The 20,056-nt window shown below is 76.6% G+C and carries 20 protein-coding genes; 7 read left to right on the top strand and 13 right to left on the bottom strand.

What is annotated here, in order from left to right; translation table 11 throughout:
• A partial coding sequence (locus ACVMYR_RS30880) for an elongation factor 1-alpha C-terminal domain-related protein (RefSeq protein WP_431912935.1) occupies nucleotides 1–132 on the top strand: 132 nt, incomplete at its 5' end.
• A gap of 132 nt (nucleotides 133–264) precedes the next feature.
• Here ACVMYR_RS30880 and ACVMYR_RS30875 read toward each other — a convergent pair.
• From ACVMYR_RS30875 to ACVMYR_RS30865, 3 genes are all read right to left on the bottom strand, one after another.
• Nucleotides 265–1,323: a T3SS (YopN, CesT) and YbjN peptide-binding chaperone 1 gene (locus ACVMYR_RS30875; RefSeq protein WP_396789960.1), complete on the bottom strand. Its 1,059-nt coding sequence runs from the start codon at nucleotides 1,321–1,323 to the stop codon at nucleotides 265–267.
• Entirely contained in the window at nucleotides 1,310–1,666 is a 357-nt protein-coding gene (locus ACVMYR_RS30870) for a hypothetical protein (protein WP_141722256.1), read from the bottom strand. Before ACVMYR_RS30870 ends, ACVMYR_RS30875 begins: the two co-directional genes overlap by 14 nt.
• Before the next feature lie 141 nt (nucleotides 1,667–1,807).
• Complete coding sequence (locus tag ACVMYR_RS30865) at nucleotides 1,808–2,917, bottom strand: PIN domain-containing protein (RefSeq protein ID WP_077937629.1); 1,110 nt, start codon at nucleotides 2,915–2,917, stop codon at nucleotides 1,808–1,810.
• A gap of 90 nt (nucleotides 2,918–3,007) precedes the next feature.
• Here ACVMYR_RS30865 and ACVMYR_RS30860 point away from each other — a divergent pair, with 90 nt between their 5' ends.
• On the top strand, nucleotides 3,008–3,709 hold the full coding sequence (locus ACVMYR_RS30860; protein ID WP_457123476.1) for an alpha/beta fold hydrolase: 702 nt from the start codon (nucleotides 3,008–3,010) through the stop codon (nucleotides 3,707–3,709).
• 58 nt (nucleotides 3,710–3,767) lie between these two features.
• Here the strand turns inward: ACVMYR_RS30860 and ACVMYR_RS30855 are convergent, their stop codons facing one another.
• The 8 genes from ACVMYR_RS30855 to ACVMYR_RS30820 form a co-directional block, all read right to left on the bottom strand.
• The gene (locus tag ACVMYR_RS30855) at nucleotides 3,768–4,496 is read right to left on the bottom strand and encodes a VOC family protein (protein WP_457123475.1); all 729 of its coding nucleotides are present in this window, start codon (nucleotides 4,494–4,496) and stop codon (nucleotides 3,768–3,770) included.
• 48 nt (nucleotides 4,497–4,544) lie between these two features.
• Nucleotides 4,545–6,545: a putative bifunctional diguanylate cyclase/phosphodiesterase gene (locus ACVMYR_RS30850; RefSeq protein ID WP_228986533.1), complete on the bottom strand. Its 2,001-nt coding sequence runs from the start codon at nucleotides 6,543–6,545 to the stop codon at nucleotides 4,545–4,547.
• Between the two features lie 101 nt (nucleotides 6,546–6,646).
• Complete coding sequence (locus ACVMYR_RS30845) at nucleotides 6,647–7,585, bottom strand: NAD-dependent epimerase/dehydratase family protein (protein WP_077937624.1); 939 nt, start codon at nucleotides 7,583–7,585, stop codon at nucleotides 6,647–6,649.
• A gap of 47 nt (nucleotides 7,586–7,632) precedes the next feature.
• Nucleotides 7,633–8,772 carry a cytochrome P450 gene (locus tag ACVMYR_RS30840; protein WP_228986528.1) on the bottom strand — a complete coding sequence of 380 codons (1,140 nt, stop codon included), beginning with the start codon at nucleotides 8,770–8,772 and terminating at the stop codon, nucleotides 7,633–7,635.
• Nucleotides 8,765–10,258, bottom strand: a complete 1,494-nt coding sequence (locus tag ACVMYR_RS30835; protein WP_077937617.1) for a class I adenylate-forming enzyme family protein — start codon at nucleotides 10,256–10,258, stop codon at nucleotides 8,765–8,767. The genes ACVMYR_RS30840 and ACVMYR_RS30835 overlap by 8 nt, the downstream gene beginning before the upstream one ends.
• 30 nt (nucleotides 10,259–10,288) lie before the next feature.
• Nucleotides 10,289–11,026 (bottom strand): glycosyltransferase family A protein, encoded by a 738-nt coding sequence (locus ACVMYR_RS30830; RefSeq protein ID WP_198956554.1) that lies wholly within the window; start codon nucleotides 11,024–11,026, stop codon nucleotides 10,289–10,291.
• Nucleotides 11,023–12,054, bottom strand: coding sequence for a 3-oxoacyl-ACP synthase III family protein (locus ACVMYR_RS30825; RefSeq protein ID WP_077937616.1), 1,032 nt, complete (start codon nucleotides 12,052–12,054; stop codon nucleotides 11,023–11,025). The genes ACVMYR_RS30830 and ACVMYR_RS30825 overlap by 4 nt, the downstream gene beginning before the upstream one ends.
• Nucleotides 12,055–12,253: 199 nt before the next feature.
• A complete protein-coding gene (locus ACVMYR_RS30820) occupies nucleotides 12,254–13,570 on the bottom strand; it encodes an alkaline phosphatase PhoX (RefSeq protein WP_457123474.1) in 1,317 nt (438 codons plus the stop codon).
• A gap of 275 nt (nucleotides 13,571–13,845) precedes the next feature.
• Between ACVMYR_RS30820 and ACVMYR_RS30815 the strand changes: the two genes are divergently transcribed.
• From ACVMYR_RS30815 to ACVMYR_RS30795, 5 genes are all read left to right on the top strand, one after another.
• Entirely contained in the window at nucleotides 13,846–14,685 is an 840-nt protein-coding gene (locus ACVMYR_RS30815; protein WP_091281989.1) for an endonuclease/exonuclease/phosphatase family protein, read from the top strand.
• Nucleotides 14,686–14,839: 154 nt separating this feature from the next.
• Nucleotides 14,840–15,931 carry a hypothetical protein gene (locus ACVMYR_RS30810; RefSeq protein ID WP_457123473.1) on the top strand — a complete coding sequence of 364 codons (1,092 nt, stop codon included), beginning with the start codon at nucleotides 14,840–14,842 and terminating at the stop codon, nucleotides 15,929–15,931.
• Between the two features lie 52 nt (nucleotides 15,932–15,983).
• Nucleotides 15,984–17,012 carry an ABC transporter ATP-binding protein gene (locus tag ACVMYR_RS30805; protein WP_077937612.1) on the top strand — a complete coding sequence of 343 codons (1,029 nt, stop codon included), beginning with the start codon at nucleotides 15,984–15,986 and terminating at the stop codon, nucleotides 17,010–17,012.
• Nucleotides 17,012–17,800 carry an ABC transporter permease gene (locus ACVMYR_RS30800; protein WP_077937611.1) on the top strand — a complete coding sequence of 263 codons (789 nt, stop codon included), beginning with the start codon at nucleotides 17,012–17,014 and terminating at the stop codon, nucleotides 17,798–17,800. Before ACVMYR_RS30805 ends, ACVMYR_RS30800 begins: the two co-directional genes overlap by 1 nt.
• Before the next feature lie 4 nt (nucleotides 17,801–17,804).
• Entirely contained in the window at nucleotides 17,805–18,593 is a 789-nt protein-coding gene (locus ACVMYR_RS30795; protein WP_077937610.1) for an ABC transporter permease, read from the top strand.
• Nucleotides 18,594–18,643: 50 nt separating this feature from the next.
• Here ACVMYR_RS30795 and ACVMYR_RS30790 read toward each other — a convergent pair whose 3' ends face one another.
• Both ACVMYR_RS30790 and ACVMYR_RS30785 read right to left on the bottom strand, forming a co-directional pair.
• Nucleotides 18,644–19,225 carry an AAA family ATPase gene (locus ACVMYR_RS30790; RefSeq protein WP_198956553.1) on the bottom strand — a complete coding sequence of 194 codons (582 nt, stop codon included), beginning with the start codon at nucleotides 19,223–19,225 and terminating at the stop codon, nucleotides 18,644–18,646.
• Entirely contained in the window at nucleotides 19,212–20,054 is an 843-nt protein-coding gene (locus ACVMYR_RS30785; protein ID WP_457123472.1) for a nucleotidyltransferase domain-containing protein, read from the bottom strand. Before ACVMYR_RS30785 ends, ACVMYR_RS30790 begins: the two co-directional genes overlap by 14 nt.
• Between the last annotated feature and the right edge of the window lie 2 nt (nucleotides 20,055–20,056).

The following is a 20,056-nucleotide window of genomic DNA, read 5'->3' as shown; positions in this document are numbered from 1 at the left end:
ATCCGCATCCGCACCACCGTTCCGCTGCTCGTCGACGACTACCACCGCAACCGCACGACGGGAGGCTTCGTGATCATCGACGAGGCCACCAACCGCACGGTGGGCGCGGGCATGGTCGTGCAGCGCGACTGACGTCGCGCCGCGAAGAGGATCGGGGGTCGGCGTTCGCCGGCCCCCGATCGTCGTGTGCGCCGCCGGGGCCGTCGGGCACGCCGCCGGCATGGGCAAGCGCGCCGGCGGCATCGTCGGGCGCGCAGCGGCCAGCTAGGCCCCGCGCCCCGGCGGGTCGACCCGGGCCACCCAGCGGCGCAGCAGGTCGATGCCCTCGTCGAGCTGCCCGCGCTCGGCCAGCAGCGTGATCAGCAGCGGCAGGGACCGCCGGTTGCCCTGCTCGACGGAGCGGCGCAACAGGTCGATCGCCTCGTCCGGGCGGCCACCCGCGGCCAGCAGGGCCGCCAACTCGTCGTGCGCCCCGGGATCGCCGAGGTCGGCGGCCACGCGCCAGTAGCGTTCGGCCTCCTCCGCCTGGCCCCGCTCGGCCAGCAGCGCCGCCAACCGGGCGGCGGCGTGCCCGTCGCCGTGGTCGGCGCGCAGCCGCAGCTCGTCGGTGTGCCCCCGGTCGGCCAGCAGGTCGACCAGGACGCTGCCCGCCCCCCGCGCCCCGGAGGCCCCCGAGTCGGCGAGGTCGCGCAGGTAGCCGGTCGGGTCGGGCACCGGCGTCAGCCCGGTCGCCTCCGACCCGAAGAACCGGCTGCCGCCGAACTCCAGGCGCAGCCGGTCGTCGAGGTCGTCGGCCAGGGCGATCATTCCGCGTACGGCCAGCAGCAGGTGGGTGGGGACGAAGTCCTGCCCGAAGACGGGGATGGAGGCCCAGACCGTGCCGCCGGTGCAGTAGACCCGGCCGACGACCAGCCCGTTGGTCAGGTCGGAGAGGCGCTGGTAGAGCGTCTCGGTCGGCTCGACGCCGGTGAGCAGCGGCGAGAAGACGTCCACCAGGGGCGGGTCGTCCTGGACGCGTACGAAGATCATGGCGGAGCCGGCGCGGATGCCCACGTCGCCGTCGGCGTCGACCCTCAGCTGGTCGGCAGTCACGCCCAGGACGGCGGCCAGGATCCCCTTCACCCGCTCGGTCAGCTTGCCGCCCTCGGCGGGCGCGTCCCCGAACGCGGACGGCGGCGGGCGGCGCGGGCCGGCGACCGGCCGCGCGGCCAGCGCGGCGGCCAACCTGGTGCGCCCGGGAACGGGCGCGGCGGTCGTGGTCGTCGCCGGGCGGGCGGCCAGCGCGGCGACCCACCGCTGCCACCGGCTGTCACGCGCCGTCATCGTGGTCACCGTCCGGTGTGTCGGCGGGCGGTTCGGCCGGCGGTTCCACCCGGACCTGGTCGAACATCTTGGCGATCACCAGCGGCGCGGCCACCCCGAAGGTGAAGCTGGCGAACGCCGTGTCGGCCAGGCCACCCGCGCCCGCCGCGGCGGCCAGGCCGGTGCCCGCCGCCGCCCGCAGCAGGACGGCGAAGACGACGATCGGCCGGTCCCGCCGGTCCCGCCACGGCCACTGCCACCGGCCCCCGGACTCGCTGGTCGGGCGCATCATGGCGGAGAGATTCAGTGCCTCCGCGACGGCGCTGCCGACCATTCCCCACATCGCGGCCATCCATAGAGACACGTCCCAACCCTAGCGATCGAGGGAGCCGCCACCGGCACCGCCCCACGAGTGGGTGGCGACGCCACTGCCCACGGTAGCCGGGTGCCACAACGGACCGTCCGGCCCGGACCGTCCGTTGTGGTGGGCGCTGCGAAAGCGCGGTCAGGAGGCCGCCGGCACGGTCAGCAGGTAGTCGTCGGCGTCGGCGCTCCACCGCAGGTCGACGATCCCGCTGGTCGCGGCGGCCTTGCAGAACTGGAGGAAGCTGCGGTAGCCGAGCTTCTTCTCGCTGAAGTCCGGGCGCGCCCGGCGCAGCTGGTTCTTCAGCCCCGACAGGGCGACGTCGCCCTCGCCGCGAGCCAGGTCGGCGACGACGGACCGGAGCAGCCCGAAGGCCACCTCCCGGTCGCCGTGCTCGGGCAGGGACACCTCGGGGTCGCCCTTCGCCGGCCCCTCGGCCAGCTCGATCACCGTCCGGCCGGCGAGGTGCCGCAGCAGTTCGCCGAAGGTGCGGAAGCCGTAGTCGGACTCGCTGAACGTCGGGTCCTTGCGCAACAGGGTGCGCTTGAGCGTCGAGGCGGTGACCTCCCCGCTGGAGCTGCCCTGCAGGCCGGCCACGGTCTGGGCCACCAGCACGCTGAGCGTGTCGACGTCGCGGGCCGGCTCCGCGCCCACCGGCTGCGCCTCGGGCTCCGCCGCCTCCACCGGCTCCGCCTGCTCGACCTGCCCGGCCTGCTCGGGCTCCGGGCTGGGCAGCCGGGCGGGCCGGCCGCGCCGCGCCCGCGCCGGCGGGACGTCGACGCCCTCGAGGCGGTCGTAGTAGAGGAACTCGTCGCACGCCGGCGGCAGCAGCGCCGAGGTGGACTTCTCCACGCCCACGCCGATGACCCGCTTGTTGAGCTCCCGCAGCTTGTGCACCAGCGGCGTGAAGTCGCTGTCGCCGGTGCAGATCACGAACGTCGAGACGTACGCGCGCTCGAAGGCCAGCTCCACGGCGTCGACGGCCATCTTGATGTCGGCGGCGTTCTTGCGCGAGGCGCCCATGCGCTGGGGCATCTCGATCAGCTCGACGTGGGAGCGGGTGAGCATCCGCCGGTCCTCGTCGAAGTAGGACCAGTCGGCGTAGGCCCGGCGCACCACCACCCGCCCCCGCTCGGCGAGGGCGTCGGCGAGGGGACGCAGGTCGAAGACCATGCCGCCGAGGTGCTCGCGCGCCCCCAGCGCGAGATTCTCGTAGTCGAGGAACAGGGCGATGCGGTCTTCGTGATCCACGGACGCCAGCGTACGCCCGGCGCCGGCCACCTGCGGCGTACGCGCCGCGCGGCGGCACCACTGTCGGGGGTGGCGGCTAGCGTGCCGGGCATGGACCTCATCCTGATCCCGGGCTTCTGGCTCGACGGCTCGTCGTGGCGCGGGGTCGCGCCGGCCCTCGAACGGGCGGGCCACCGCGTGCGGGCGCTCACCCTGCCCGGCCTCGACCCGGCCGACGCCGACCGCGCCGGCGTCCGGTTGCGCGACCACGTCGCCGCGGTGGTGGCCGCCGTCGACCAGGCCGACGGGCCGGTCGTGCTCGTCGGGCACTCCGGCGGCGGGCCGATCGCGCACGCCGCCGCCGACGCGCGGCCCGACCGGGTCGCCCGGGTCGTATACGTGGACGCCGGGCCGCTCGGCGACGGGCACCCCATCAACGACCAGTTACCGGTGGTCGACGGCGTGATCCCGCTGCCCGACTGGTCCGCGTTCGGCGAGGACGACCTGCGCGACCTCGACGACGAGCTGCGGGCGGCGTTCTGGGCCAGGGCGGTGCCCCAGCCCGCGGCGGTCGCCCGCGACCCGCAGGTGCTCACCGACGCACGCCGCTACGACGTGCCCGCCACGATCATCGCCTGCGAATACCCGGCCGCCCAGCTGCGGGAGTGGATCGACCAGGGGCACCCGTACGTGGCCGAGCTGGCCGCCGTGCGCGACGTCGAGTACGTCGACCTGCCCACCGGCCACTGGCCACAGTTCACGAAGCCGGCGGAGCTGGCGCAGGCGATCCTCGCGGCGGTCGACCGCCGCTGAGACGTCGGCCGGGCTGCGGGGCGGCGGCGGGCACGGCGCGCCGCGGCTGCGCCCGGGGCTACGCCGGGGCGGGGGCCGGGCGGATGACGGTGAACACCGCGCCCGCCGGGTCGGCGAGCGCGGCGACCCGACCGGTCGCGACGTCCCGGGGCGGCACCAGCAGCCGCCCGCCCAGCCCCTGCGCCCGCCCGGCCACGTCGTCGGGGTCGGCGACGGCGAAGTAGACCATCCAGCCGGTCGGCAGCAGGCCCGCCAGCGGCGGGGGCAGCGCCAGCCGGCCCGCCACGGGCCGCCCGGCGGCCAGCAGCAGGGCGTACGAGTCGTCGGGGGCGCCCGGCGGCGTGCTCGCCCGCAGCCCCAGGGCGTCGGCGTGGAACCGGTCGGCGTCGGCGGGGGCGGTCGTCATGTACTCGTACCAGCTGGGCCGGCCGGGGCCGGGGGCGACGAGGTCGGTGCCGGCGCGCAGCCGGAAGGACCCGCCGAGCGGGTCGTGCACGTCGTCGCCGTCGAGGCGCGCCCCGGCCCGGGCGGCGGCGGCCCGGACGGCCTCGACGTCGCCGGCGGCGAGGACCGTCCACCAGCGGGCCGGGGCGGCAGCCTGCTCCAGCTCGGCGGCGGGTGTCCCCCCGGCGTACGCGGCGGTCGCCCCGGCCCGTGCGGGGTGCGGGCCGGCCGGCGCGGCGAACGTCCAGCCGAGCAGGTCGGCGTAGAAGGCGCGGGCGGCGTCGGGGTCGGGGGTGGCGAGCGTGACGCCGCCGGGCAGCGCCGGTGCGGGGGATGCGGTCACCTGGGTCTCCGGAGGGGGCGGCGGGTCGGGGGCGGGCCGGGGCGGCGGTCAGTGGTCGGGGCGGCGGAGCGGAGCGTCCAGGGCGACGGGACCATCGTCGGGCACCCGGTTGAGCAGGACGTCCAGCGGGATGGGACGGCCCAGGTGGAAGCCCTGGCCGGCGTCGACGCCCAGCCGGCGCAGGGCGGGCACCAGCGCGTCGCGGTCGACCGACTCGGCGACGGTGCGCATGCCCAGCCCGTGCGCGGCGCGCACGACCGCGTCGATGAGCACCGGGTCGGCGCCGCCCCGGTCGGCCTGCCGGACGAAGTCCCCGGCGATCTTGACAGTGCTGAAGGGCAGGTGCTTGAGGTAGGCGAACGAGCCGAAGCCGGCCCCGAAGTCGTCCAGGCTCAGCCGGCAGCCGGCGTCGCGTAGCGTGCCGGCGAGGTTGCGCACGGCGGCGACGTTGGTGATCGCCGCCGTCTCGGTGACCTCCAGGCCCAGCCGGCGGGCCTCGACGCCGGCCGCGCGCAGCCGCCCCACCACCCAGTCGCCGAAGCCGGGCGACTCCAGCGACCGGGCGGAGATGTTCACGTCGAAGCGGGTCCCGGCCGCCGCGGCCGCCGGGTCGGCCAGCGCCGCCGTGGCGGTGGCCACCACCCACCGGTCCAGTTCCCCGATGAGGTCGTCGCGCTCCACGGTGGGCAGGAAGTCGGCCGGCGCCAGCTCCGGTTCCCGGCCGTCGCGCAGCCGGATCAGCAGCTCGTGGCTGACCACCTCGCCGGTCAGCAGGTCGATGATGGGCTGGGCGTCGAGGCGCATCCGGCGCTCGTCGAGGGCGCTGCGGACCCGGGCGACCACGTTGACCCGCTGCACGGCGTGCCGGTACTGCTCGGGCAGGTAGAGCCGGGCCCGGTTGCGCCCGGCGTTCTTCGCCTCGTAGAGCGCGAGGTCGGCGTGGGCGAGCGCCACGTCGCGGGTGTCGCCGGGGGTCAGCGACGCGGCCCCGATGCTCAGGGTGACCCGCAGGCCGGCGTCGACCAGCGGCACGGGGCTGCGCACCGCGGCGTTGCACAGGCCCTCGGCGACGGCGAGGGCCCCGCCGGCAGTGGCCTCGGGCAGCACGACCGCGAACTCGTCGCCGCCGAGGCGGCCCAGGACGGTGCCCGCCGGCAGGTGCCGGACGAACAGGCGGGCCAGCACGCGCAGCACGTCGTCGCCCACGGCGTGCCCGTGCACGTCGTTGATGTCCTTGAAGTTGTCGATGTCGATCAGCAGCAGGGCGCCCGAGCGCCCGCCGCCGGAGGCGAGCAGGTCGTCGAGGCGCGCGAGCAGGGTGCGGCGGTTCGGCAGGTCGGTCAGGGGGTCGCGCTCGGCCAGCCGGGTCAGCTCGTCCTGGGCCCGCCGCATGGCCGTGATGTCGTGGGCGGTGCCCAGGACGCGCTCCGGAGCGCCGGAGTCGTCGGTGAAGACCTCGCCGTAGCACTCGAAGACGCGGACCGTCGCGCGGTCGGGAAGGTACATGCGGTGGGTGTAGGAGAAGGGCGCCGCGTTGGCCAGCGCCGTCTCCAGGGTCCGCTCGATGAGGCCGATGTCGTCGGGGTGCACCAGCTCGCGGTAGGACGGGTAGTCCAGGGTGGTGCCCGGCGGCAGGCCGAACATCTGCAACAGCACGTCGGACCAGACGACCTCGCCTGTCGCCACGGTCCACTCCCAGGTGCCGACCTTGGCCAGCTGCTCGATGCGGGCCAGTCGCCACCGGTGGTTGCGGCCCCGCTCGCGTTCGCGGCGCTCGGCGCTGACGTCGCGTACCTCGTACACGCGCAGGGTTTGCCCGTCGGAGTCGACGCCGTGGCAGCACACCTGCAACCACCGGGTGGCGTGCTCGGCGGCCGGCCAGGGGACCTCGACGGCCGGGCCGCCCGGCTCCACCCGCGCCAGCGGCAGCTCGTCCGGCCGGACCCCGAGCCGGCCGGCGGCCACGTTGGACCAGAGGCAGCGACCGTCGGGGGCGAGCACCAGCAGGGCGGTGCAGGAGGCGTCGGCCGCGACCGCCGCAAGAGTCATCACCTGGCGGGCACCCCATCCCTCTCCCCAGGCACGGATCGCACGGGGACGCCCTCGCACGAGGGGCCCCGACGCATGGTCATCCGGCCGCGACGCGGAGTCTACCCACGGTCGTGGCCGCCGCGCGTCCCGCGCGCCGCGCGCCCTGGTCCGTCCGGCGCGGCCAGGTAGTCGGCGAGGTCGCGGCGCGGCCGGTAGCCCTGGGCGATGGCCCGGCCGAGGTCGAGCACCATGTCGCGGGCGAGCTGGTCGACGGCGTACCGGGTCAGCAGCGGCGGGCGGCGGGTGAGCCCCGACCAGGCGGTCGACGCCGACGCGGCGGCACGGGCGAGACCGGCCGGCACGTGCGCCAGCCGCGCCGCATCGCCGGCCGCGGCGAGGACCGCGCGCAGCACGGCGTCGCGCGAGTACGGCCGGGCGTCGGCGATGTTGTAGGCCCCGGCCGGCCAGGCGGGGGCGGCCAGGCAGGCGTCGGCCAGGTTCTCCACGGCGGTGAGGCTGAGCCGCACGTCGGGGCCGGGCACCGGCAGCCATCCGCCCCGGCGGGCCTGCAGCAGCCGGGGCAGCAGGTGCGGGTCGTCGGGGCCGTAGACCGCCCGGGGGCGCAGCACGACGGCACCGGCGGCGAGGGCGAGGCGCTCGCCGGCGGCCTTGGTGCGCCCGTACGCGGAGAGCTGCCCGTCGGTCGGGTGGTCCTCGGTGACCAGGGCCGCGCCCTGCGGCCGGTAGACGCTGGCGCTGCTCACCCAGACCAGTGGGCGACCTGCGGCGGCGTCGAGCACCCGGGCCGCCCCGTCGACGTTGACGGCCCGGTAGGCGCGTTCGGCGGCCCGGCCGGGCGGCGGGTCACCGACCGCCGCGGCGAGGTGGACGACGACGTCGGCGCCGGCGAGGTCGGGGGCGGTGCGCGCGGCGTCCCACGGGACGTGCCTTCCGACGGGGCCGGGGCGGCGGCCGAGGCAGCGCACCCGGGCGCCGGCCGCCAGCGCGGCCCGGGCCACGGCGGCGCCGCAGAAGCCGCTCGCCCCGGTCACCGCCACCTCGGCACCGTGGAGGTCCGCCCGCGGGCCCTGGGTACCCGCCGAACTCACGTGCCGGCCCTGATCACCAGGCGCGCCCAGCCGGGCAGCGCGGCGCGGCCGTCGGCGCGGGCCCGCGCCACGACCGGCCGGTGCGGGGCGAGCGCGGCGAGGGTGTCGGCGAGCTGCGCGCGGGCCAGCCGGGCCCCCGGGCAGGAGTGCGGGCCGGCGCCGAAGACGAGCCGCGCGATCCGGGGCGGGGCCGGGGCGGCCGGGTCGGGTCCGGCGCGGTGCGCCCCGGCGGCGTGCCGGGCGACCAGCAGCAGCCGGTCCCCGGCCCGGACGGGGCAGCCGGCTGCGGTGCCCGCCGCTGCGGCGGCCCTGGGCAGCAGCGGGCTCGGCGCGGTGACCCGCAGCAGCTCGTCGACCAGGGTGTCCCGGCGGGCCGGGTCGGCGGCGGCGTCCCACAGCCGGTCGTCGGCGCACCAGGCGACCGCCCGGGGCAGGCCGGAGACGGTGGTGTTGACGGCGGCGACGGCGAGCATGCCGGCCAGGCCGGCGGTCTCCGGCGGCACGCCGAGCAGGTCGGTCAGGTCGGCCACGGCGCGGCGGGCGGCGCGGGCCCGGCCGGGCGGGTGCGGGCCCGGTAGCTGCGCGGCGGCGGCCGTGGCGGCGGCGCGGCGGGCGGCGGCGGCCAGGGCGGTGGGGTCGGCGTCGACGCCCAGCAGCGCCGCCGCGGTGACGCCGGCCAGTTCGGCGGCGACCGGCACCAGGTCCACCGGTTCCCCGGCGGCGAGCGGGGCGAGTCGCCGCCGCAGCACCGCCGTCCAGACCGGGCGCAGCTTGGCCACCCCGGCGGGCCCCAGCCCGTCGTGCAGGGCGCGACGCAGCCGGCGGTGCTCGGGGCCCTCCTGGTCGAACAGGAGCCCGTCGGCGCCGAGCCGGTGGGCGGTCCCGCCGACGGTGCCGGCGGCGGCCCGGTCCAGGGGCAGCCGGGTCAGCGCGTCGAGGTACGCCTGCGGGTCGTGCACGAGCACGGTGCGGCCCAGCCGCAGCGCAGGCCGGTGCCGGGTGGCGACGAGCAGCGTGAACAGCAGCGGGTAGCGCCGCAGGTAGACGCGGCGGTCGCGGCGGCGGCCCCGGCCGGACCGGCCGGCCCCGGCGGGGGCCGCGTCGACAGGGGCCGCGGCGGCGGGGCGTTCAGCCACGGCCGCCCCGCCGGGGGCTCGGGACGGGCCGGCCCGTCGCGGCGGCGGCCAGGGCTGCCGTGGCGGCCCGGTCGGGCTTGCGGGACCGTCCGCTCGTCGGCACCGGTGCGATGAGCAGCGCGTCGGGGCGGGCGGCGCCCATCCGCGCCAGGACCGGGTCGAGGGCCCCGCGCAGCCGGCCGGGGTCGGTGCCGGGCTCGGGTTCGACGACGGCCACGAGCCGTTCGTCGCCGTCGCCCGCGGGCACGCCGACCAGGACCGCCAGGTTGACCCCGGGCACGTGCAGGGCCGGCTCGTACAGGCCGGGATAGATGTTCTCCGCGCCGCGCAGGATCATGTCCTTGCTGCGGCCGGCGAGGACGATGCGGTCGCCGTCGAGCCGGGCGACGTCGCCGGTGTCGACCAGCTCGTGCGGCTCCTCGCCGAGATAGCGGTGCGCCTGCCCCGGCCCGGTGAGCAGCAGCCGCCCGTCGGGCCCGACCCGGGCGTCCACCCCGGGCAGCGGCGCGCCGACGAGGTCGCCGTCGCCGGTGAAGGCGGCCTTCTCGGTCGCCTCGACGGCGGCGGCCGGGAAGAGCTCGGTGAGGGCGTACACCCCCCATGCCTGCTCGGCGCCGGCCCGCCGGGCCCGGTCGAGCAGGGTGGCGCTGACCGGCGCGGAGCCGCTGTAGAACCGGCCGGACAGCCGGGGCCGCTGCGCCAGCAGGGCGCGCAGCTGCGGCGGGGTGAGGTAGCTGGCCTGCGGGCGCAGCCGGGCCACCTGCCGGGCCAGGACCCGGGGCGAGCGCGCCGGCAGGGCCACCGGCGCGCCACTGGCCAGGGCCGGGACGAGGACGAAGAACGTGCCGCCGAGCACCGGCGCACCCGCGCGCGGCCGGACCAGGTCGGCGACGGCGCGCATTCCGGCGTCCAGGCCGGCGCGGCGGTGCACGACCGCCCGGGGGCGGCTGGTCGTGCCCGAGGTGAAGATGATCACCGCGTCGTCGTCGGGTCCGCCCCGGTCGGGGGCCGGGCCGGAGCGGGGGCGCAGCGCCGGGGCGCAGCCGGGCAGCCGGCGGCCGACGGTACGCACCGGCCCCAGCTCGGCCAGCCGGGGCAGGGCCAGCCGGGCCCGGTCGGCCAGCGGGCGCGCCCACCCCGCGACGGCCTGCGCCGCCGCGTCGGCGACGACCAGGGCCGGGCGGGCCAGGGCCAGGCGCGCGGTCAGCACGTCCGGGCCGGCGCTGGGGTCGAGCACCGCCACCCGCAGCCCGAGCCGGTGCGCGGCGAGCAGCACCGACAGGGCCAGGGGGCCGGGGCGCACCGCCACCCCGAGGGTGTCCCCGGCGGCGAGGCCGTGGTGGTGCAGGGCGGCGGCGTACCCGTCGGCGAGGTCGGCCAGCTCGCCCCGGGTGGCCCGGGTGCGGGTGCGGCCGGTGGGGCCGGCGGCGAGCACGGCGGGCCGGTCGGGGTGGCGGCGCAGCACGGCGGCCAGTTCGTTGAGCATCGTGGGACTCGTTTCCGGGCGGGGGTGCGGTCAGCGCGGGTCCGGGGAGAGCCGGCCGCTGCCCCGGTCCAGGTACCAGGCGGCGGTGCGGCGCAGCCCGTACGCCCGCAGCCGCCGGGTGGAGTTCTCCACCACCATGGTGCGCTCGTGGACGATGGCGTCGGTGTGCCGGCGTACCCGGTTGAGGAACTCCCGGTCGGTCGGGGACGGGCGGCGGGGCATGCCCCCGGCGGCGAGGTACGCCTCGGCGGTGATCGCCATGTTGTTGCCCGCGTGCATCCGGTACGGGGCCCGGTAGCCGGGGCCCCGGTGGGCGGGGCGCAGCCGGCCGAAGGTGCTGGCGACGGCGACCAGGCAGCGGAACCCGGCCCGGCCCAGCGGGCCGTGCTCGTCGCGGCGGGCCTCGATCCGGCCGCACGCCATGGCCGCCCCGCCGGTGAGGGCGCGGCGGGCGGCGGCCACCCAGCCGGGGTGGGGCAGGCAGTCGGCGTCGGTGCGGGCCAGCAGCGTGGCGCCCTGCGCGATGGCGTGCCGGAAGCCGGTGTCGACGGCCGCGCCGACGCCCCGCTGATCCTCCCGCAGCAGCCGGGTCGGCACCGGCGCGCGCACGGCGAAGCGGCGCACCTCGTCCCGGGTGCCGTCGGTGGAGCCGTTGTCGACCACGAGCAGGGTGAAGTCCCGGTCGGTCTGCGCGGCGAGGGCGGCGAGGGTGCCACCGATGCGGGCCACCTCGTTGTACGCGGGCACCACCACCCACAGGGCGGTCACGACTTCTCCCAGACCATCGTCATCAGGCTGACGCCGCCGCCGAGGCCGACGAAGAGCACCCGGTCGCCGGGGCGCAGCGTGGCGTCGACGCGGGCGAGCTGCACGCCGAGGGTGGCGCTGGCGAGGTTGCCCAGCTCGCCGACGGTGATCTCCAGCTTGTCCCGGGGTACGCCGGTGACCTCGACGAACCGGTCGAGGTAGGGCAGGGTGACCTGATGGACCAGGACCCGGGCGTAGTCGGCCCAGTCGAGGCCCGTGCGGCCCCGGACCCGGTGCAGGATGTCCGCGCCGATCTTCTCGAACACGTCGCGCAGGGCGCGCCCGTCGCCGGTGAAGTAGGTGTGTTCGTCGCCGCGGGGGTGGCGGGAGCCGCCGCCGGGGATGCCGCCGACCGTCCAGTGCTCCGACCACGTCTCGGTGTCGACGTCGACGATCCCGCCGCGCGCGACCGGCTCGACCAGGACGGCGGCCCCCGCGTCGCCGAAGGTGTAGCCGGCGAACGCGCCCCGGGCCTGGTCGAGGTCGGTGACCTGCCAGCGCATGGCCCGGGTGGGGGTCTCCCCCGTCACGACCAGCGCGCGGCGGGCCCGGCCGGCGAGGATCGCCGAGCGGGCCAGGTCGATGCCGTTGAGGAAGCTGTTGCAGGCGTTGGTGACGTCGAGGGCGTGGGCGTGGCTGCCGAGTTCGGCCTGCACGATGTGGGCCGTGGCGGGTTCGGCGACGTCCCGGGTGGCGGAGGCGAACAGCAGCAGATCCACCTCTTCGGGTTCCCGGCCGCCGGCGGCGAGCGCCTGCCGGGCGGCGCGCACGGCGAGGGTGGAGGCGTACTCGCCGTCGGCGGCCAGCCGGCGGGAGGAGATGCCGGTCATCCGTGCGAGCAGGCCGTCCGGCAGGGTCAGCCCGCTGGCCTCGGCGAGCCGCCGCTGCACCTCGGCGGTGGGGACGGCCTGCCCGGGGAGGCTGGCCCCGACGGCGGTGATGCCCACCCGCCCCCGGGCCGGGCTCAGTGGTGGTGTGGGGTCGATCATGCGTTGAGCTTGCCCAACGCTCCCGGCGAGCGGATGAGTAGGGGTGCTCATGTTCGCCCGGCGGGGTCGCGGCGCGCGCTCGCGGTCGCGCGGGGCGGCGGCGGAGCCGCCCGCGGCGACGCCACCCTGTGGCGGGAATCACGCGCCGCGGCGGCCCGGCGGGAACACCGGGCCGCCGCGCGGCGCGTCGTCCGGCCCGCTACCTGCGGAAGGGGCCGGTGATCTCGAACGTCGTGCCGGGGGCGTAGCAGTTGACGTACATGGTCCGCCGGTCGTCGGCGAAGCAGGCCCCGGCGAACTCGCCGTACGACGGCGCGGACTCGCTGCCGAGGTTCTGCCGGTTGCGGGCGAACAGGTACGGCTCGCCGTCGACGGTGGTGCCCATCAGGTAGCTGTCGCCGTCGCCGTCCTGGCAGAGCATCAGGCCGCCGGCCGGGGTCATGCAGATGTTGTCGGGCGTCTTGTACAGCTCCGCCCCCGGGTCGGTGCCGCGGAACACGACGACCAGCGTCAGCGTGTTGGTGGCGGGGACGTACCGCCACACCTGGCCCTGGTGGTCGGCCTGGGAGCCGTGCTCGCGCACCGCGAAGGAGGAGACGAAGTAGGCCGCGCCGTCGGTGCCCCACCACGCGCCCTCCAGCTTCTGGGCGTGCGTCACGCCGCCGGGGCCGTAGTCCTGCAGCCGCACGGGCGCGCTCGTGGCGAGGGGGTCCGGCACGTCGAGCCACTCGACGCCGCCGAAGACGGCCCCGGGCTCCTGAACGGTGGACAGGTCGGCCACGCCGGGCACCCGCATCACCTGGAGCCGCCCGCCGGCCCGCAGGCTGCCGTGGCCGCCGAGCGGCCGGCGGGGCAGGAACCGGTAGAAGCAGCCGAACTTCTCGCCGTAGGCGTCCTCGGTCTCGTACACCACGCCGGTGCGGGGGTCGACGCAGATGGCCTCGTGCGCAAAGCGGCCCATGGCGGTGAGCGGCGTCGGGTCCACGTTGCGGTCGGTGCGCCACGGGTCGACCTCGAAGATGAAGCCGTGGTCCTTCTCGTGGCCGCCCTCGCCCCGCCGGATCTCCGTCTCCTCGCAGGTCAGCCACGTCCCCCAGGGGGTCACCCCGCCCGCGCAGTTGGTCGAGGTGCCGCCCAGGCTGATCCGCTCGGCCACCCCGCGCGGCCCGACGACCAGCGTCGTGGTGCCGCCCACGGCGACGGGGTCGTAGGTCAGCTCGGCGGGCGCGACCACCGGCGCGGCGGCGCCCACCCGGTTCTCGTGGTTGCGGACGAGCCGGACGTCCCGGCCCGGGCCCGAGAACGCGGCCATCCCGTCGAAGCTGCTGGGCGCCACGCCGGCCGGCGCGGTGCCGCGCTCCCGGGAAAGGACCCGGTAACGGAATCCGCGGGGCAGGTCCAACAGCCCGGCCGGGTCCGCCACGAGTGGGCCGTATCCGCCGCCGTGGCCCGCGAGGGCGGGGGCCGCCGTGAAGAGCGCGTCAATTGTGCCCGAGAGCGCGACACCTGCGCCCATGATTCCTGTTTGCGCGAGGAAACTTCGCCGATCGAGACCCAAGACAGCTCCTTAGTTCGAGAGGGCGAGCAATCGTAACCGTTCAATGCCAGGGCTGTCGTTGCGCGTTACCCGTACATCGTCCGTACCGGTGCCCCTATTTCTTTTTGCGGGCCCCCTGTCCCGGTGGCCGGCGGGCGTCCGGCGCGCGCCCCGCGCCGGGCGCGCGCTGCTACGGTGCGAGGCGTCGCGGACCCGGAGCCGACGGGCCGTCGCACGGGGAGGTCGGGGTCGGGATGCCGCTGCGCGTCGTCACGTACAACATCTGGGGCACCGGGACCCCCCACCGGTACTGGCACGACCGGGCAGTCCTGCGCGGGGCCCGGGCGGACAGCCCGGCCCTCGCCGAGGCCGACGAGCGCCGGGTGTGGCGGCGCCGGGCCGCGCTGTTGACCCGCGCGCTGGCCGACGCCGACGCCGACCTGGTCGCCCTCCAGGAGGTGCCCGCGCCGGCCGGGTCGGGGGCCGGGCGGGCGCGGGAGCTGGCCGACGGGCTGCCCGGGCGGTGGGAGGTCGCGCACTCCGGTCCCGGTCCGGTGCCCGGCCTGGCGGTGCTGAGCCGCGCGCCGATCGACTCGTGGCGGGTCTTCCCCGTGCCCGGCTTCGGCGGCTTCGGCGGCCACCCGGGCGTGCTGGAGGTGTCGACGTCCGCCGTCACGGTGTGGGTGGCGCACCTGCCGGTCGGGCCCGACGAGGTGAAGGAGGCGTGCCTGCGGGGCCTGGAGGCGGCGGCCGGGGCGGCCCCGCCGGAGCGCCCGCTGCTGGTCTGCGGCGACCTGAACTGCCCGGCGGACGGCACCCTGCTGGGCCGGTTGCGCGACCGGGGCGCGCTGGTCGACGCGTGGGCTGCCGCCGGCGGCTCCCCGGCCGCGCTGACCATGCCGACGCCGGCGCCGACCTGGCGGCTCGACCACGTCCTGGTGCGCGCCGCCGACCTGGTCCGCGCGAGCCGCCCGGCCCTGCTGGGCACCGCCTGCGACGACAGCGGCCAGTATCCCTCCGACCATTTCGGGGTGGCGCTGTCGCTCGACGTGCAGCCGCCCGCGCCTGCATCGCCCGACCTCGCCTCGCATTGACCGACGACAAAGCAATGGGACCGCCGACACGCACGGGGGAAACGGTGTCAGGGGTCGCCCCCGATCGGCAACGCTGGTACGTTGACCGCGATCCACGCCGATACCCGATCGTGACACCGCCGGCCGGAAGGAGAAGGAGTTGTCTCATGGTGGCGTGTCCGTAGCCGTCATGACGCACCCGTCCCGGCGACACCTCGCGGAGGACCTCGCGCGGCGGCTGGCTCCCTACCCGGTCGAGATCGTCCTCGACCCCGAGCCCGACGGCCCGCCGCGGACGCTGCGCACCGCCAGCGCGGCGTGGGCCGCCGTCGGGCCCGGCTGCACCCACCACCTGGTGTTGCAGGACGACGCGGTGGTGTTCCCCGGTTTCCTGGAGCACGCCTTCCGGGCCGTGCAGGCCCGGCCGGACGGCGCGGTCGCCCTGCACAGCGACTGGGGGTCGCGCAACGGGGCCGCCGTCCGGATGGCCGCGCTGCTGGGCGCGCGCTGGGTCCGCGCCGTCTGCGACTACGTGCCGACCATCGCGCTGGCCCTGCCGGCCACGGCGGCCAAGGGGCTCGTGGACTACCTCGCCGGGCAGGACCCGGACGAGGCGGACGACGTCGCCGTGGCCCACTTCGCGCGGGAGGTCGGGCTGCCGGTCCACCTCGCGGTGCCGAACCTGGCGGCGCACCACGACGTGCCGAGCGTGGTCGGCAACAACGACCGGGGCCGCCGCGAGGCGTCCTGCTACGTGGGCGAGCCGCCGCCGGGCTGGTCGCCCGACCCGGCGCGCACGCTCGACGGCTTCGACTGCCTGCCCTACTTCAAGCACGGCGAGCCGCGCGTCGTGGTCGAGAACGACCGGCCCACCAACAACTGGAGCCCGGTGCCGCTGGAGGCCGCCGTCGACCGGTTCGGCGTCGACGTGCCGGCGCTGCGCGAGCGGTACGCCCGCGACGTGGCGGACCCGCAGCCCTGGCTGGCCGACCTCGCGGCGCGCGTGCCGGCCGACCAGCTGTGGTCGCTGTGGGTGACGGCGTGCCTGATGGGCCTGGCCCGCACGCGGGTGGAGCCGTTCCGGTCGCTGTGGGACTCGTGGGGTCGGCCGGTCGAGCCGGTGCTGCGCGAGCGGGTCCTGGCCACGCTCGCCCTCGGCGGGATGTTCCCCCGGGTGACGCACCCCGAGGTGGAGCGGCTCGGCGCGGCTCCGGCGCGGCTGGCCGCGCTGGGGTTGGCCGCCGGCGACGCCTGGGGGCGCGACTGACCGCCGGGGCCGCCCGCGCCCCTCGTCGTCCGTCAGATCGGAGCACAGCGCCATGGCCCCCACGGCCGCACTGGTCGAGGCCTCCGGCCTCGTCAAGGAGTTCCGCCGCCCGCGCAAGGCGCCGGGCCTGGCCGGCGCGCTCCGGCACCTGGTCACCCGGCGCTTCGACGTCCACCGCGCCGTCGACGGCATCGACCTGCGCGTCGACGAGGGCGAGTCCGTGGCGTACGTCGGTCCGAACGGCGCGGGCAAGTCGACCACCGTGAAGCTGTTGACGGGCATCCTGGTGCCCACCGCCGGCGAGGTGCGCGTCGCCGGGGTCGTGCCGCACCGGGACCGGGTCGCCAACGCGCGCAACGTGGGGGTGGTCTTCGGCCAGCGCACGCAGCTGTGGTGGGACCTGCCGGTGCAGGACACGTTCGAGCTGCTGCGCGACATGTACCGCATCCCGGCGGCCGACTACCGCCGGTCGATGGACCGGCTCTGCGAGGTGCTGGAGATCGGCCCGCTGCTGCCGGTGCTGGCCCGCAAGCTGTCCCTCGGGCAGCGGATGCGGGCGGACCTCGCCGCCGCGCTGCTGCACGAGCCCCGCATCGTCTACCTCGACGAGCCGACCATCGGGCTCGACGTCTCGGTCAAGGACCGGGTGCGCGCCTTCCTGCGCCAGCTCGTCGCCGACGGCACGACCGTCCTGTTGACCACGCACGACGTGGGCGACATCGAGGAGGTGTGCCGGCGCATCGTCGTCGTCGACGAGGGACGGATCCGGCACGACGGCCCGGTCGACGTCCTGCGCGACACCCTGGCGGGCCACTCGACGGTGCGCTTCCAACTGGCCGCGCCCGCGCCGCTGGAGCTGATCCGACAGCACCTGCCCGACGCCGAGGTGAGCGCCGGGGCCGGCGAGCGCGACCTGGTGGTCCGCTTCGACCGGACGCTGCGCCCGGCGGGCGCGGTCGCAGCCGCCGTGATGGGGCTGGTCGAGGTGCGGGACCTGCGCATCGACGACGAGGGGGTCGCCGACCTGATCCGCCGGCTGCACGACCGCGACTCCCCGGCCGCCCTGACCGGTGCCGGCTGATGCGGCCCTACCGGGCCATGGCGCGGATCGCCTGGCGCAACGCCCTGGCCTACCGGGTGCCGTTCCTGATGAGCCTGTCCATGCTGGTGTTCAACCTGGTGGCCATGTTCGCGCTGTGGCAGGCGCTGCTGGGCGACGGCAACTCGCTGGCCGGCTTCACCTGGCCGCAGATGAAGGCGTACCTGCTGGTGTCGTTCTTCACCAACTGCCTGGTCTCGACGTTCACCGACTTCGCAATGGCCTCGCGGATCCGCAGCGGCGCGGTGGCCGTCGACCTGGTCAAGCCGGTGGACTACCAGAAGGGCCGCTTCGCCGAGGCGCTGGGCTTCGCGCTGCTGGAGACGGCGGCGGCGGCGACCGTGTGCGCCGTGGTCCTGGTGGCCTTCGGCGGGGTGCCGCTGCCGCCGCCGGGGCGGCTCGCCCTGTTCGTGGCCAGCCTCGCCGCCGTGGTGCCGCTGAAGTTCCTCATCGTCTACATGTGCGGCCTGCTCTGCTTCTGGACGCAGAACTACCTGGGCATCAGCCTGGCCCGGGTGGCGGTCTCCGGGATCCTGTCCGGGGCCACGGTGCCGTTGGCGTTCTTCCCGGCGTGGCTGCGCCACGTCGCCGAGGTGCTGCCGTTCCAGGCCGTCACGAACACCCCCGCGATGCTGTTCCTGGGCCGCTCCCCCGGGCTGCCGGGCGCGCTGGCGGTGGCGGTGCAGCTGCTGTGGGTCGTGGCGCTGTGGTGGCTGGCCCGGCGGCTGTGGCACGTCGCGGTCCGCCGGCTCACCGTGCACGGGGGCTGAGCCGGTGCACACCCTGCGCGTCTACCGGCGCTGCCTCGGCGCGCACCTGCGGGCCACCCTGGAATACCAGGCCGACTTCTGGATCCTGGTGGTCGCCGCCGTGCTGACCCAGGGCGCCGGCCTGCTGCTCATCGCGACGATCTTCGCCCGGGTCCCCCGCATCCACGGCTGGGGGGTGTGGGAGGTCGTGTTGATCTTCGGGATGATGGTGCTCGCCCAGGGTGCCAGCGAGCTGCTCGCCGAGGGCACGTGGGGGCTGGCGGGGCTGATCAACCGCGGCGAGCTGGACCGGATGCTGCTGCGGCCGTACCCGTGCCTGTTGCAGGTGTGCAGCAGCCGGGTCGGCATGAACGCGTTCGGCAACCTGACCGTCGGCGGCGGGCTGCTCGGCACCGCGCTGGCGCACCTGGACGTGGCGTGGACGCCGGGGCGGGTGGCGCTCGCGGCGGTGCTGCTGCCGAGCGCGCTGCTGATCAAGGTGTCGCTGACGGTGGTGGCGAACTCCACGTCGTTCTGGCTGCGGGGGGCGATCAACACCTTCGCCGCCGGCCTGGACCAGCTCGGTGAGCTGACGAAGTATCCGCTGAGCATCTACTCGGTGGGGTTGCAGGCCGTGCTGGCGACCGCCCTGCCGTTCGCGTTCATCGGCTTCTTCCCGGTGTCGGCGTTCCTCGACCACGGGCGGCTGGCGTGGGTGGGCCTGCTGACGCCCCTGGTGGCGGCCTGGTGCGTGCTGCTCGCCGTCGCCGTGTTCCGCCGGGGGCTGCGCCGCTACGACAGCGCCGGGAACTGAGCCGGCCCGAGCCGACCAGCCGGCCCCGGGAGGGCCGCCGCCCGCCCGCCTCAGCCGACCGACGCCCGGGGGCCGTCGAACGCGTCGAGGGTGAGGGTGGCCTCGCCGGCCCGCGCGCGGATGGCCGCGACGGTCTCGTCGACCGTCAGGTCGCCGTTGTCCAGCCAGAGGCCGACGCCAGCCAGCTCACCGGCCATCTCGTCGGCCAGGTGCAGCCAGCCGTGCAGGACCGTCTTGTGCGGGCGGCGCTCGTCGCGTACCGCCGCGACGGCCAGGTCGGGACGGAGCATCACGAAGCCCAGCGGCGCGGGGTGCAGCAGCTCCAGGTAGTGCCGCAGCCGCTGCCGGGACGTCACCACGTAGTCGAGGGCGACCAGGAAGTCGGCGGCGAGGAACGAGCGCGCCAGCAGGCACTGGTTGCGGACGTTGAGCAGGATCTGCCGCTCGGCCTCCTCGTCGTGCTGCGGCTGCGGCGGCCGGCTGCCGGCGACGATGAGCCGTTGCAGCGCGTCGCCCTCGACGTGCACGCCCCGGGGCACGGAGCGGGCCAGCGCGCGGGCGGTCGTCGACTTGCCGGCCCCCGGCACCCCGGTGACCATCCAGACCCGGGGCCCGGCGTCACCCCCCGGCACCGGCCATGACCTCCTCGCGCACGTCGCGCAGCAGTCGCAGGGCGCGGGTCAGTTCGCCCGGGTCGGCGGACAGAGCGGCGAGCGCCGCCTCGACGCCGCCGCGGAACCCGGCCGGGGTGGTCGGGAAGGTCGCCGCCTCCGCCACCGCACCCTTCTCGTTGACGAGGTAGCGGCCGGCGGTGGCGAAGAGCACCTGGGTGAGGCAGGCGACGGCCCGGTAGGCGCAGCCGGTGACGTACGCGACGTCGCCCCGGCCGGCGGCGGTGACCGCCGTGTCGAGGGCGAACTGCGACTCCCAGCCGAACTGCCCGACGAGCGCCTTCGCCAGCGGCTCGGGGTAGGGGTCGGTGAGCGAGCGCAGCTGCGCGAGCACGCCCTGCGGGTCATGGAACGGGACGTTGTGGTGCAGCTCCCCGGCGTAGATGACGGTGCAGAACCCGTGCGGGTGGCCGGGCTGGTAGTGGATCTCGGGCCGCCCGGCGGCGCACGCCCGCACGACGGCGCGGACGCGGTCGACCTCCCGCAGCAGGACGTCGGTCTTCACCCCGTCGACGACGAGCCAGCCGCCGCCGTTGATCCACGGCCCCCACTCGCCGTAGTCGGTGCACCCGGCGTCGCCGCTGTCGTCGATGCGGGCGAACGCGGCGCTCAGCTCCCGGACGTCGGGCCGGCCGTCACGGTGGTAGTAGACCCCGACGTCCACGTCGGACCTGCGGTCGGCGGTGCCCCTCGCGCGCGATCCGCCGAGGGCGAGGCCCGCAATGCCGGGCAGCCCCGAGAGCGCGTCACGGATCTTGGCGAGGATCGCGTCGTGTTCGGCGTCACCCACGG

This window comes from Micromonospora sp. PTRAS2 (assembly GCF_054052245.1).
This window is presented reverse-complemented; position numbering and strand designations above follow the sequence as displayed.